At 59.8% G+C, this 13,515-nt stretch carries 14 protein-coding genes; 3 read left to right on the top strand and 11 right to left on the bottom strand.

Translation table 11 applies throughout. The annotated features are described in order from the left end of the window. The first annotated feature begins 116 nt into the window (after positions 1 to 116). Both GPA21_RS15025 and GPA21_RS15020 read left to right on the top strand, forming a co-directional pair. Entirely contained in the window at positions 117 to 434 is a 318-nt protein-coding gene (locus tag GPA21_RS15025; protein ID WP_168988945.1) for a hypothetical protein, read from the top strand. After that, complete coding sequence (locus GPA21_RS15020) at positions 374 to 802, top strand: hypothetical protein (RefSeq protein WP_168988944.1); 429 nt, start codon at positions 374 to 376, stop codon at positions 800 to 802. Before GPA21_RS15025 ends, GPA21_RS15020 begins: the two co-directional genes overlap by 61 nt. 285 nt (positions 803 to 1,087) lie before the next feature. On the opposite strand, the gene GPA21_RS15015 is transcribed toward GPA21_RS15020, so the two are convergent. The 9 genes from GPA21_RS15015 to GPA21_RS14975 form a co-directional block, all read right to left on the bottom strand. Next, a complete protein-coding gene (locus tag GPA21_RS15015; RefSeq protein WP_168988943.1) occupies positions 1,088 to 1,861 on the bottom strand; it encodes a flagellar brake protein in 774 nt (257 codons plus the stop codon). A gap of 71 nt (positions 1,862 to 1,932) precedes the next feature. Next, positions 1,933 to 2,256, bottom strand: a complete 324-nt coding sequence (locus GPA21_RS15010) for an EscU/YscU/HrcU family type III secretion system export apparatus switch protein (protein ID WP_168988942.1) — start codon at positions 2,254 to 2,256, stop codon at positions 1,933 to 1,935. Beyond that, on the bottom strand, positions 2,249 to 3,427 hold the full coding sequence (gene fliK, locus GPA21_RS15005; RefSeq protein WP_168988941.1) for a flagellar hook-length control protein FliK: 1,179 nt from the start codon (positions 3,425 to 3,427) through the stop codon (positions 2,249 to 2,251). The genes GPA21_RS15010 and fliK overlap by 8 nt, the downstream gene beginning before the upstream one ends. 51 nt (positions 3,428 to 3,478) lie before the next feature. Continuing rightward, the gene (locus GPA21_RS15000) at positions 3,479 to 3,778 is read right to left on the bottom strand and encodes a flagellar protein FliT (protein ID WP_479686187.1); all 300 of its coding nucleotides are present in this window, start codon (positions 3,776 to 3,778) and stop codon (positions 3,479 to 3,481) included. Between the two features lie 46 nt (positions 3,779 to 3,824). After that, complete coding sequence (gene fliS / locus GPA21_RS14995; protein WP_168988939.1) at positions 3,825 to 4,226, bottom strand: flagellar export chaperone FliS; 402 nt, start codon at positions 4,224 to 4,226, stop codon at positions 3,825 to 3,827. Then, complete coding sequence (fliD, locus tag GPA21_RS14990; RefSeq protein ID WP_168988938.1) at positions 4,226 to 5,644, bottom strand: flagellar filament capping protein FliD; 1,419 nt, start codon at positions 5,642 to 5,644, stop codon at positions 4,226 to 4,228. Before fliD ends, fliS begins: the two co-directional genes overlap by 1 nt. 50 nt (positions 5,645 to 5,694) lie before the next feature. Beyond that, positions 5,695 to 6,084, bottom strand: a complete 390-nt coding sequence (locus tag GPA21_RS14985) for a flagellar protein FlaG (RefSeq protein WP_168988937.1) — start codon at positions 6,082 to 6,084, stop codon at positions 5,695 to 5,697. 85 nt (positions 6,085 to 6,169) lie between these two features. Then, positions 6,170 to 7,684 (bottom strand): flagellin N-terminal helical domain-containing protein, encoded by a 1,515-nt coding sequence (locus GPA21_RS14980; RefSeq protein WP_168988936.1) that lies wholly within the window; start codon positions 7,682 to 7,684, stop codon positions 6,170 to 6,172. Positions 7,685 to 7,810: 126 nt separating this feature from the next. After that, entirely contained in the window at positions 7,811 to 10,594 is a 2,784-nt protein-coding gene (locus GPA21_RS14975) for a glycosyltransferase (protein ID WP_168988935.1), read from the bottom strand. A 245-nt stretch (positions 10,595 to 10,839) separates the two neighbouring features. Between GPA21_RS14975 and GPA21_RS14970 the strand changes: the two genes are divergently transcribed. Next, entirely contained in the window at positions 10,840 to 12,354 is a 1,515-nt protein-coding gene (locus tag GPA21_RS14970; protein WP_168988934.1) for a flagellin N-terminal helical domain-containing protein, read from the top strand. Positions 12,355 to 12,510: 156 nt separating this feature from the next. On the opposite strand, the gene GPA21_RS14965 is transcribed toward GPA21_RS14970, so the two are convergent. Continuing rightward, a complete protein-coding gene (locus GPA21_RS14965) occupies positions 12,511 to 13,113 on the bottom strand; it encodes a class I SAM-dependent methyltransferase (protein ID WP_168988933.1) in 603 nt (200 codons plus the stop codon). Between the two features lie 148 nt (positions 13,114 to 13,261). Beyond that, a partial coding sequence (locus GPA21_RS14960; protein WP_168988932.1) for a diguanylate cyclase domain-containing protein occupies positions 13,262 to 13,515 on the bottom strand: 254 nt, incomplete at its 5' end.

The raw sequence follows: 13,515 nt of genomic DNA, 5'->3' as shown, positions 1-13,515 counted from the left end.
GCTTGTCTCAACGTTCTGATCCGCGCTCCGAATCGCTTTCTGATCGATGACGTATGCACCCGCCGACTGTCGGCGAATGTATACTCGCGGGCCACGCACTAATCGTGACATTGTCGATGAAAGCACTATCCGCGCTTCTCGCGCTTTGCATCTGCTCCGGCTCCGTGATGGCCGAGAGCGTTGATCCCTACGCGGCGGCGCGGCTGATGGCTGATGTGCAGGCGCGCTGCAAGCAATACGCCTTTCATGGAGAAGTGTTCTGGAGGGGACACGTCAGAGAAGCGGATGAGGCCCCCGGACTTGTCACCTTGAACGAAGTCATTCGGAACTCGGTAATCGGGGCACGTAGCGCCGATCACGCTCGGGAGATCGCTTGGCAGAAGTGCTTGGACTACGTTTTCAACAACCAAAACAGCAAGGACTACATCAGATGATGCTCAGCATCCTTCGTGGCAAGTCGGTCGGTATCTTCGGTGTGACGATTCTCGCTCTCGGGGCGGGGCAGGCAGTTGCGGCAGGCGGCGTTGAGGCCGCGCGGGGCGTCATGATGGCGAGCATCATCTATGAGAAATGCACAGGTGATATCGGCCAGCCGAACGAACTTGAGTTGCAGGCAACCGCGCTAAGGATGCAGGGCTTCAGTTTCGCTGACATCCAGACCGGGTTCAGCCAAGGTGTGCAGGTTGCCGAGTCGAGATATCCCGGGCGCGCAAGACCCCCGCAGGCCGCTTGTGCCGAGGCTACGGCTCTTTATCGAGGGTTCATGAAGTCCATCAAGGAAATGGGCTTGCCGGTGCGTTGATCCGAGGATATGAATGCAAGGCGACCACGTGCTAGCCTAACGACGTGGAGCCAGTCTATCGGGTCATGGTGTGGGTAAGGTAGCGGGTATAAAGTGGTGCTCCTGTCTATTGATGTCAGGTTTCCCAATGGTTTTACGACGTTTTGTTACTGACAGGACATCATGAACATGCCGGTCTGATGTGATTCGCTGCTGACGGCATCGGTCAACGAAACAGGGCTGCAGATTGCAGCCCTGTTTCGTTGACGCTGGGGCATCCCGAGCGCTCCAGCCGTGGCGTCTGGCTCAGCGATCGGTTTCCAGCATTCTCCGCTCGCGTTCGACCTTGAAGATGTAGCGCTGGATGGCACTGACCAGGCGCGGCGCCGGCTCGATGAGCTGAAACCCGGCGCGCAGGCTGGTACTGCCGCCACGGTTGTCCTGTTTGAACAGGTTGCGCATGCGCAGTCCCACCTGGATCGCGCCGAGATCCGGTATGGTCAGCTCGCTGTTGATTACTTGTCCAGGTTCGAGCGTGCAGCCTTCCTCGAGCAACAGACCGATTCCTTCCGCACTCAGATCGAGCACACGGACCTGGATCGGGGTAGGCTGGCCCTCTTCGTCCTGCAGAAGAAGCTTGCACCCGACCGGGCTCGACATCGGCACCGGCAAGCGAAACGTTTCGCGGCGCTGCAAGCGGAGCATCATCTCGGGCAGATCGCAGCGCAAGGCCTCGAAACCGTCATGCGGAAAACCCTCGGGCGAATCGGCGCTGAACTGCACCCTGACGCCGTCCAGTCGTCCTGTGCACACGAGCTTCTCGGCCCGTTCCACGCGCTCCATGATTTTCTCGTCGCGGCTGGTGTCGAGAATCACGCTCTCGCCATCCACGGTGAGATCGAGGACGGCAGTGACGAAGGTCAGCGGGCCTCCGTCGATGTGGGCGGTCAGCATGAAACGCTTGTCGGCGATGCTCCGCAGCAAGTGGCGGATTTCCTTCTTGTTTCGGATCTGGAAGCTGGGCAGGGCATCCGGATCCAGAAGCTCATCTCTTGCCGTTGTCGGCGTTGTCTCGGTCATGCTGTAGGTGGCGTGGCTTGGTTCGATCGCAGCGTTATATCACGTTCGCGCCACGGGCTCGCTGATACACGTCACGGATTGGTGCTTGCCGTCGCTTGCGGAGTCGGCGGCGCGAGAGTCTCGCCTTGCTCCAGCCGGTACAGCCAGGCAAGAAGCTCGGCGATCGCGACGTAGAGTTCGGGTGGAATGCGTTCGTCGAGGTCGACCTGCATCAACAGCCCAACCAACTCCGGCGATTCGTGCACGAACACGCCCGCCTCGCGTGCGCGTTCTATGATCTCCTGCGCGATCAAACCCCGTCCCTTGGCGACCACGCGGGGCGCAGCGTCGCCGGTGCTGTAGGTCAGTGCGACCGCTTCGTCGCGGGGAGCTGGCCGAGCCGGATCGTCACTCATTCCGGGTGCGCTCCACGACGAATCCGAGCAAGGGCAGGTCCGCGGCCTCGAGCGCGCTCGCAAGCTCAGCCTGGCCGCGCTCGAGCTTTGTCGCCGTTTCGGCGTCGGCTGCGCTGAGGCGGATCGCGACGCCTTCCCGGGTGAGCTGCAGACGCGCCTCGACGGTGCCGAGACGTGGCATCTTCAAACGCAGGGTCGTGTTCCAGTCGGTGGCATCTTCGCCCTGGCCGTTGCCGTGTTCGCCCGGGTCTTCCAGTGCCAGTTCGAAATGCTGTCCCGGCCAGGCCTGACCGTGGAGCACATATTGCTGAGTCGCCATGCCGTCCAGTTGCTGATGCACCAACGGCATCAGCCGCTCCGGAACCGGTGCCATGCGCGCCTGCGCACCGCCGCGCAGGGCTTCGGCCAGTCGCTCGCTGCTCCCATCGGTCTCAGCGCTTTCCGATATGCCGGTAATCGCCGCGGCATTGCCCGCGAGTCGCGCGAGCCCAGCCTGTGCCTGCGGGGTGGCGGACGAGGAGGCCGGTGTCGCAGCGCCCTGAGGCGCAGCACCCTGCCCGCCGGGCGGTGCCCCCCTTGGCTGGGCGAAGCCGGACTGCGGCTCTCGTTGCAGCGCGGCAGTATCCATTTTGCCTGACAGCCACTGCAGTTGATGCGACTCGTAGAACAAGCCGCTTTGCGCCACAGCCTGCCGGATCGCCGCGGCCAGCGGCGCGCTGGTGGCGATCGGTGGTGTCGCCACCAGCGGCTTGCCGGCAGCGAGCGCGGTAGCCTGGGCGGCGGGTTGCCCGGTCAGCAGAAAACTGATCAACTGCCCGGTCGGGCTGAGATTCGGCCGTACCGCAGCTTCGGCACCTGTTCCCGCCGGATTGGCGAGTTGCGCGAAAACCGCGTTGGGTGTGCTGCGGGTGACGACCAGCTCCAGCGAGTCGCCGGCCTTTGCTGCATGGTTGAGCGCGAGCGTATAACTGCGCCCTGCAACCACCGCCTGAAAGGTGCCGTCCGGCAGGGGCCGCTGAATGTTGGCGGTGAATTGCTGCCCGGGCAGCAACTGCGGCAGGCGCGCCTGTATCTCGCGCACCTTGGCGGTGCCCTGAACCGGTGGTTCCGAGTCGAAGAAGCTCGCCTCGGTCAGCATCCGGAGTCTGGCAGCGAGGTCGCCGGGGATCATGTTCTATCACTCCCGCATCGCAGGGGCCAGGTCACTTGAGCAGCTCGACCACTATGGTGGGCCCAGCGCGCTGTAGGCGGACCGGACTGCACGGTCCTTGGCGCTTCCGCCAAGCAGTTTTCTGGTCTCGTCGAGCAGTGGGCCGAGATGCTCCAGAATCTGCGTGTGGAGTTCGAGCATCCGGGCAATCTGCTTGCGCATTTCTTCGACCTCAGTCTGGCTCCACTCACGATTTTCACGTGAGTCAGTCGCTGCGTGACGCAACGCAATAATCCTCCGCTCCAGCGTGCTCATGGTGTCCAAATCGTTTGCTTGAGCGGCAACCAGCATGCTCTCGTAGCAAGCCAGCATCTCGGCACAGGACTCTGGAGTAAGCATCGGCCTCCCCGACTCCATTTCAACCAGGCACGTTGGGCTTGATCTGGTTCCAGGCATCTTGCAGTTCCGAGATCAACCCCTGCACTTCCGTCAGTGCCGCAACATCGTTCTTGAGGTTTGCCCACAGGAGCCTGGAGGCCATGTACTGATAGAGCGACGAAAGACGTTCGGCGAGCTCCCCACCTTGCTCCGTGTCGAGACTGGCATCCAGCCCATTCGAGATGATGTCGATCGCCTTGGAAATGGCGGCGCCCTTTGAGGCGGTATTTCCATTCTCCATCGCATACTTTGCAGTCGCCAGAGCTGCGGATGCGCCTTCAAAGAGCATCTGTATCAGTCGATGCGGGTCGGCCGTCTCAACCACCATGTCGAGACCCACCTGTTCATAGGCTGCAACCGAGTTCTTCATCGAAGAGAACATTACTGGTTCCTCCACACGCCCGGCAGAGATGCGAGCTGCTGCGTCAGATAATTACTGGTGTCCTTCATGCTCGCCACCAGAGTGTCGAGCGCGGTGAACTGTTTGCGGTAGCGTTCCTCGATGTTGGTGAGGCGCTGATTCAGAATGCTTCGCTGCGAATCAAGGTCCTTGATCATGCGGTTGAGGCTGTCGGTCAACCCGCTAATCGTGCCCGTGGAGCCAACAACCGTGTCGAGCGAGCTCTTGAAGATCTCTCCGACATTGGTTGTCAGTCTCAGTACCGCCTCGTAGTCTTCTTCCAGCGCTTTGTCCAGCTTCGCGGAGTCGATCGACAGCTCGCCTTCCTTGTTGAAGGTGACACCGATGTCCGCAAGTCGCTGAAACGCGGTCGTGCCACCAGCAGTGGTGTTGAATACGAGATTCCGGAGCTGCGATTGCGTCGTACGTATCACCGCTTGCCCTTGCAGCGGTCCGCTTTCCTTGGTTTCGGCATTGTACGAACCAAGGCTTGAAATGGTCGATGCAGCCTCGTTGAACGCCTTCACGAACGCGTTGAGGTTGGCCTTCAGTGCCGTCGTGGTGTCTTTCCTGACGGTGATGTCGGTCGGGGTGCCGATGTTGGTTTTCTTCAACGTAAGGGTCACGCCGTCAAGCACGCCGGAGACGGTATTCGTGCTGCTGCTTGCAGCAATGCCGTTCACCGTAAACTCGGCATTCTGTGCCGCCCGTCCGCCTTGTGCGGGGTCTTGCGACAGGTCGCCTGCCGCGCTCGTCGCGTCGAAATCGAAGCCTGTCAGGCCGGTGAGCTGCATGACGTTCTTGGAGCCGGAGTCCTTCGCCGTGAGGACGAGCTGAGCACCCGCGGTGCCGGTGATGATTGTTGCAGTGACGCCGCCGTTTGCCGCGTTGATCGCATCACGCAGGCCTGCGAGGGTGTTGTTTGACGAATCGATGGTGACTTCAAGCTGTCGGGCACTGTCGGCTGTGTAAACGCCGGCCTCGAGTGTGCCGAAATCGATTGTCAGTGTTCCCTCGGCGATGGTGCTGTCCGCGCTGGTCAAGGGGGCGGAAACCAGCCGCTGGCTTTGCGCCAGTTGACTGACTTCGAGTGCGTAAACTCCGGGAGCCGCTCCCGTGCTTGCACTTGCCGTAGCGATGTCCGTATCGGCTACGGTTGCCAAGAACGATGAGTACTTCTCTGCAGCCGTCTTGCCTGTGTCGGGCGGTAGCGCGGACGCAGAGGTCTGCAGCGCCGACAGTGCGCCCCTGAGCGAACCCAGTGCCGAAATGCGGGCCTGGTAGGAGACTTCCTTGCGCTGCAGATTCACCAGCGGCTGCTGCTCAATCTGCATGAGACCTCTCAGGATGCCGGCGAGGTCGAGTCCCGAACCGACCCCCAACGATGTTATTCCAGCCATGAAGGATCTCCCGAACTAATGGTGATTGTGGAAAGAAAGCAAAGCACAAATCATGCCTTGTTCTGGATCAGTAATCCCTGAAGCTTGTCCAGTGCCTTGGCGATAGTCAATGCCTCTTCCGACGGAATCTGGCGCAGCACTTCCTGAGTTTGCAGATCGATCACCTTGACCACTGTACGACCCGTGTCTTCATCCAGTGTGAACTGAATGCTGTCGTTGATCGGTTGGACGAACTCCCTGAGCCGGGATACCGCATCCTCGAGGATCTCCCGACTTTCAGGCGCTCTGGCTTGCTGCGTTGACGCGGCGGTCTCGACAGAAGGGGCTGCAGCCCGCGGTGTTTCGGATACCCTCGTTTCTGACAGCTCGCGATTGGCGGTGGTTCCGGTTGCGATGCTACCGATGGATGGCGGAATGCCGCCGATGGGTTGGATACTCATAGTGGACTCCTTGAGCCTGCCAAGGCGAAACGGCGCGGTAGCTGTAGTGCTACCGCGCCGTCGCTTTCATTGCAAGGTCTGGCGATCAGCCGCGGAGCAGGCTTAGCACGCTCTGAGGCAAGGCGTTGGCCTGGGCAAGCATTGCAACCCCGGCCTGTTGCAGCACCTGGGCGCGGGTCAGTGCCGCAGTCTCGGAGGCGAAGTCCGCGTCACGAATCCGCGAGCGCGAGGCCGACAGGTTTTCCACCGAAGTCTGCAGGTTGGCAATCGTGGATTCGAAGCGGCTCTGCAGTGCGCCGAACTTTGCGCGCTGTCCGTTGATCGCATCCAGGGCGCTATCGACGATTCGCAGCGCGTTGGTCGCACCAGATACGGTGGCGATGTCCAGGTTTTCCACTTTCTGTAGAGCGCTGCCAACAGTAATGCCCGAGGCGGTTGCGCCGGAACCGAACACACCAGCAGTGAATGCAGCGGCCGAAGTGGTGATTGAGTAAGACCTCGACGAATCAAGCGTCACTTGCCCTGCCGCGGAGATCGTCCCAGATGCATTGGCCGCCAGTGCGCCGGAGGTGGCACCCGTTCCGAGTCGAATATCAGCGGTAGCCGCGCTTGCCGCTGCGCGGAGATTGATCGTGCTGCCGTCATCAGTATTAAGGATGATGGCATCATTGGCATCGTTCAGGCGCGCCGTGACGCCAGTCTTGGAGCTTGCTTCATTGATCGCATTCACAGCCTGAGTCAGGCCGTCAGCTGTGTTTGCATCCGAAACCGTGAAGGACACGTTTTGAACAGTGCCCGCACCAGCGTCGTTGGATGAAAAGAGCTGAATCGCGAAGTTGCCAGAGGCACTGAAGTCAAGCGTGGTTTCGGTTCGCGCCGAAGCACGTACGCCGGTTGTTGCCTGAGAGTTGATCTTGGCGGCAATGTCACGAGCGCTGTCTCCGACGCCCACGGTGACCGAGGCTGATCCGCCAGCGCCGTTGACCGTGAATGTGCCGCCGGTGGCAACAGCCGCGCCGGTGACTGCAGAGCCAGTGACTGCAGTGCCCGTTACAGCAGTGGATTGGCTGGCGTTACCAATTTGGAAGGTGCCATACTGACTCGTGCGGAAATCCGTGGTCGTGGCCGTGATGGTCTGGTTGGCGTTGGCGCCGACTTGGTACACGAGCGAACTGTTCGATCCGTCGAGCAGCCGTGTGCCGTTGAACTCGGTGGTATTGGCAAAGCGGTTGAGTTCGGAGACGAGCTGACCGACTTCGGCGTTGAGTGCCGCACGGTCGGAGGCGCTGTTGGTGGCGTTGGCCGACTGCACGGCCAGTTCGCGCACCCGCTGCAGGATGTTGCCCATCTGGTTCAGCGAACCTTCGCCTGTCTGGGCCAGCGAAACGCCGTCATTGGCGTTGCGGCGGGCCTGGTCGAGACCGCGGATCTGTGCCGAGAAACGCTCGGAGATGGCCAGACCGGCGGCGTCATCCTTGGCGCTGTTGATACGCAGGCCGGAAGACAGACGCTGCAGAGAAGTGTTGAGGGCGTTGCTGGTGCCGGCAAGATTGCGCTGCGCGTTGAGCGACGCAACGTTGGTATTGATGACCGAAGACATGTTCGTTCTCCTCGTGGAAAGAAAGGCTCTACGGAGACCGGTTCAGACCAACGAACCGCTACTCCTTGTGCTCCTTAACGACGGCTCCGGAGAAACCTTGAGGATATTTTTCTGAGCTTCGCGCTTTCAGAACTTGAACCATGCGTCCATCCATTCATCGAGATGATCTTGAAGCAACCAGTTAGCGCGGACATGTGCCCGCAAGGTGTCGCCTTGCCGAGCGAGCGCTTCGGGGTCGGCCAGGTGTTCGCGGATCGCGGATATCCAGTCCCGGCTGCGGTTCTTCACGAGCGTAACCGGGAATCCACAGCGATAGGGGCCGAAATTGCTGGCAATTACCGGATAGCCGAGGATGCCGTATTCGAGTAGCTTGAGGTTACTCTTGCATTCGTTGAAGTCATTGTGCTCGATCGGGGCGATGGCCAGATCGAGATTAAGAGACGCTAGCTTTGCCGGATAGTCCGGAGTTGGCACTCCAGCGTGGAATTCGCTCACGTATGGTCTGATGCTGTCTGGGCACATGCCCATGAACACCCACTCCACTTCATCAGCCAGCTCCTTCACGACACTAGCGATCTCCGCGAGATCCCCGCCATGACTGACGCCACCAGCCCAGCCGACACGCATCTTCTTGCCCGCACGTCTCAGGGGTTGCAGATGGCCCCACTTCGTGACATCGATCCGGTTGGGTACAACCCTGATGTCGCTGTTGAAGTGGCGATAGGCTTCGGCAAGTGCTTCGGTGGAAACGATGAAGCGGTCGCAAAGGCTCAAGCCGGTGCGCAAACGCCGGGCTATGTCCTTGGGTATATGCGATTTGTGGAAGCTGCTTGCCGGCACGTTTGTAATGAGATCGTCCAGTTCGTAAACGAGACGCAGTTGGAAGAATTTCCTGTACTGACTCAGAAAACGCAATTGGCCGTCAGTCACCTGACGCTGCAGGAGAAGAGTGTCGGCGTCGAATAGACTGAGATCGAACGGATTGTAGTGATCGACGCCCAAGTAGCCATCAATGTGGCCATTGTTGAGCGCCGCATTGAATGGTTCGATAACGCGATAGTGGCCGCACCCCATCAAGTCTGCGGGGAAGGCGAGTAGCCGTGGGAGCGGTTTCCACGGTAGACGAAGACGGCTCACCTGCGGATTATCGACGAGGGCGAACGGGCGTGAACGGCTGAGGTTGCGGTTATAAAAAGGGTCGCGTGAAAGCTGAGGCAGCCAGCGTTCGAGCAAGATATGTTCGCTTGTTTCGCTAATGCTTTCCGTTTGTGGGGTTGTGGCGACGAGCGTGATGTCGGGCAGCCAGAGCAAGCGCTGGCCACCTTGCCTGATGCGTTGCCCGAAATCGATGGCAGCGGAAACCGGATCCAGTTTGAGGTCGAATCCACCCCGCTCCAGATAGGTCCGCCTTCGGAGGGCGAGCGCATCAAAGGTCAGAGCGCTGGGGTTCTGGGCAACGAGCTGGCGACCAAAGTGCCCCCAGGCGTCGAAGCTCGTATCATGTCCAAAGCGGTTGGCGAGTCCAGTGCAGCCAAGAATGAGGGCGTTGCCCACTACCTTACCTTTTGGGTCAACAATCCTGGGCGCGACCGCGCCAATCTCTTCGCGCAGTGCTTCGACGGCGAGTTCAGGGAGCCACTCGGGGGTAGTTGGCTGCAATCCGGCGCGTAGCAATACAATGACTTCGGCATCGGTCTGCCTGATGGCTGCGTCGATGCCTTGTAGCGTGCCCTGACCCGGATGAGACTGATATATTTCGAGGCCTTCCGCTCCAGCAGAGTCGGCATCAATCATGTACTGCAAGATGTCTGCGGGCGCATCCATGGGAACGAAGAGCAGGAGCCGGCAATCTGGCACGATGCGTTGCAGGAAAGTGTGTTCTACAAGTTGCCGGCAGGCGGCAAGATTCGCCGGTGCCTGGGCAATGATGGCGATCTTTGGGGCCGCCTGTAGTGGCCGCCGCAAACGGCTGCTGCCGGGCAGCAAGCCCGACTTGAATGTAACGTCTTGTTGTCCGGAAGTCTGAAGGTAGTCGCTCAAGGCTCTCCAGGTGCCGGCTTGACCGCCCAGATCCCGTGAGAGCGAACGTACGGGGTGGCGGCGATAAAGCACGTCCGGCAAGTGGGTGATAGCGGCATCGCCGTATGTCACGTGTAGTCGGAGAGCGAGATCATGAAACGGGTCACCGTAGTCCTGAGTGCGCAGACCGCCGACCTCGGCCATTGCGGTTCGGCGCACGAACACGCCATCGCCCAAGTAAGGGAAGGCGAGCAGATAATCGGGTGAAAAGTCTGGTTTGAAGTACGGCTGGTCTGGATAGCCGGCAGCGCTGCGTTGATCTTCGTCTACATAGATCAGTCCGACCTCAGGGCATCGCAGCCCTAATTCGGCGACATACGGGAGTGCGTGCTCCACAATCTCATCACCTGCATCGAGTAGCAACAGCCAGTCGGCATTGCTGGATTCGAAAAGCCGGGAGATATCCGGCCAAGGGGTTGCGCTGTTGATCCAGTTGAGGTTGGGTGACGCAGCGATGGCGGCAGGTGCCGGGCCGTCGCCAATGATCGTAATCCTTGCGCGTGAGTAGAGCTGGCGGGCAAGCGCGCGGAGAGTTGCGACAAGCTCGTTTAGTGTAGCTGGCGTGCAAGCTATGGCTATCTCGAACTCAGGCGGCGCAGTCTGATGGTCGATATAGTGGTCGAAGGCGAGTGCTTCGTGTCTTGTCAACTGGTGAGCCTGCAGAAACTGCAGATAGCCAGCCTGCTGTGGCGCTGATTGGGTGTGGATCTTCAGTGAATGTCCTGCGGAGGTGAGGGGGTCGCCGGTTTGCTGTGCAGGGCTCGGATTACCGATGCCGCCAGCGTTAATGTCGCTGCTGTTCTCGCCGGATTGCCAAATACGGATGTTCATGGATGTTTGCCCTTGCTCTTGCGGGGTGCCCAAACGATGCGTCAAGTGAGGCTGCGGTCATATCGGACCAATCTATCGCGCAGTTTAGGACATCTTGCCGTGCGGGAGGGAAATGACTTGCTTGGGCGCTTTCAATCCTGGCACGAGTATTGCGTTGGTGATGTCGTCCGCGGAGGTAGTAGAGGATTGCGGCAAGAACTGCCGGCAGATAGCGGAGCGCACAACGCCATCACAGGAGTGACACCATGTCTCAAGTCATCAACACCAATATCCCCTCGCTTAACGCGCAGCGCAACCTTTCGCGCTCCGCTGGCGACCTCGCCACGTCCCTGCAACGACTTTCTTCCGGATTGCGTATCAATAGCGCGAAGGATGATGCCGCCGGGCTGGCGATTTCCGAACGGATGACATCGCAGATTCGCGGCATGACGCAGGCCGGCCGGAACGCTAATGATGGCGTCTCTTTGGCACAGGTCGGTGAGGGTGCATTGAACCAGATGGGCAATATCTTGCAGCGAGTGCGCGAGCTGGCGGTGCAGTCGGCCAACGCCACCAACAGCGCTGCAGACCGTGCGGCGCTCAACGCTGAAGTCGGCCAGCTTGTCGCGGAACTGAATCGTTTCGCCTTAACGACCGAATTCAATGGTTTGAAGATGTTCGACGGTACGTTTGGCTCGGCGGTATATCAGGTCGGCGCCAACGCGAACCAGACGATCACGGCGACGACCACGGATTTCCGCACGAGTCAATATGGCACCTATCAGATTGGTAACGCCAGCGAATCCACTGCTGTAACGGGCGCTGCAGTCACTGGCTCTGCAGTCACCGGCGCGGCTGTTGCCACCGGCGGCACATTCACGGTCAACGGCGCTGGCGGATCAGCCTCGGTGACCGTGGGCGTCGGAGACAGCGCTCGTGACATTGCCGCCAAGATCAACTCTCAGGCAACAACGGGCGTACGTGCTTCGGCGCGAACCGAAACCACGCTTGACTTCAGTGCCTCTGGCAACTTCGCGATTCAGCTCTTTTCATCCAACGACGCTGGTGCGGGCACTGTTCAAAACGTGTCCTTCACGGTTTCGAATGCAGACACAGCTGACGGCCTGACTCAGGCTGTGAATGCGATCAATGAAGCAAGCTCCAAGACTGGCGTCACGGCGCGCCTGAACGATGCCAATGATGCCATCATCCTTAATACTGATGACGGCAGCACGATCAATCTCCGCGCAGCGGCAAGCGCGGCTACCGCTGATATTCGACTCGGAACGGGTGCCACCTCCGGCGCACTGGCGGCCAATGCATCTGGGACGATCTCCGCGGCAGGGCAAGTGACGCTTGATTCGTCGAGATCTTACTCAATCACCACTTCGGCCGCTGCATTCACTGCTGGTGTGTTCGGTTCCGGCGCAACCGCCTCGGGCATTACTGTTGGAAGTGACCTGCAGCAAGTCCAAGGGATGGACGTTGCTACTGTATCCGGTGCCACCAACGCGCTGCGAATCGTCGATAGCGCCCTGGATGCGATCAACGGACAACGGGCCAAGTTCGGCGCGCTGCAGAGCCGCTTCGAATCCACGATTGCCAACCTGCAGACTTCGGTGGAAAACCTGTCGGCCTCGCGCTCGCGGATCCTTGATGCCGATTTTGCCGCTGAAACCGCTGCGTTGACTCGCGCTCAAGTCTTGCAGCAGGCGGGTACAGCCATGCTTGCGCAGGCTAACGCCCTGCCTCGCAACGTGCTTTCGCTGTTGCAGGGATGATTGAGCGTTCGAATGTCGCTATCCCGCATTCGTACCTGGTGGATATTGCGTCGCACGCTTAGTATGCGCTATTCAACTTGGCGAGTCTGGCTCGAAATAACCCCGCACGCGAGGTTCCCAGGGAGTTTGGTTCCCTTCCCTGGGAAGTGGTACGCGTCAAAGAGGGAAATGTGCGGCCGCGAGAGCGTGCATTTCGTCGCTGCTGCGGGGCGCCTTGCAGGCTACCGCCCATAAGTCGAATGCAGCGGGCCGAGCCATGGTTGCTACCATCGCGAAGCCCGCAGCGCTCAGCGTGCCGCCGAGCACTTTCTCGGTGAAGCCGCTGCGGTGTGCCATGTAGAGGTTGCCTTGAGCCATTGATGGCCTGAAGCCGTAGAGGATGTAGTTGGGGGTGTTCGGGCCAAGGCCCGAAATATAGGCGGTGTCAGTGAGCTTGTCGTCGGCAACCAGCGCACAGACGGATTTCAGGTCAGGGCAGGTGATGACAGCGAATCCGTCGGGTTTCAGTACACGTAGGAACTCGGCGAGTGCGATTGGCACTTCATGTGCGTAAAGATGTTCGATGTTGTGGCTGGAGTAGACGGCGTCCACGGATGCGTCTGCAACACCTGACATGTCTGTCATGGTCCCGACAATGTCGGGTGCGACGGACTGATCAATATCGAGTCGCAGTTCTTGCCATTCAGTGGTGTTGAATCCCGGGGTTGTGGACTCTTTGCGTAGTGGGCCACATCCGACATGCAGAAACGTTTTCGTCATGGTGCTTCCTGATTAAGTCGGGTTCGAATGATAGCGCTTGTTACTGCTTTCCCTGGAGGAGATGAGCAGGCGTCAGAGTAGCGCTTCGCACTTTCGGGCACCATCTTGCCGGTTGCCCCGCATATTGAATAGCCCCGTGAGTGAAAGACTATTGGTTTGCTTCGCGCGCAACGACGCGGTTCTTGCCGGTGTGCTTGGCTTCGTACATGGCTTCGTCGGCGCGTTTGAGGACGACGTCGATGGGCTCGCCTGGTTGCCATGGGCTGACGCCGGCGCTGAAGGTGATGAGGATCTTGCTGCCTTCGGCGAGGAAGAAGACTTTGGTGAGCTGGCGCTGCAGGCGGATGAGGGCGGCGGTCGCTTGCTCCAGGCTGGAGTCGGGGTAGATGATGATGAATTCTT

The organism is Azoarcus taiwanensis (assembly GCF_012910885.1).
Classification (GTDB): Bacteria; Pseudomonadota; Gammaproteobacteria; order Burkholderiales; family Rhodocyclaceae; genus Azoarcus_F; species Azoarcus_F taiwanensis.
The sequence above is the reverse complement of the archived record's forward strand: the minus strand, read 5'-3'. Positions and strand labels throughout refer to the sequence as shown.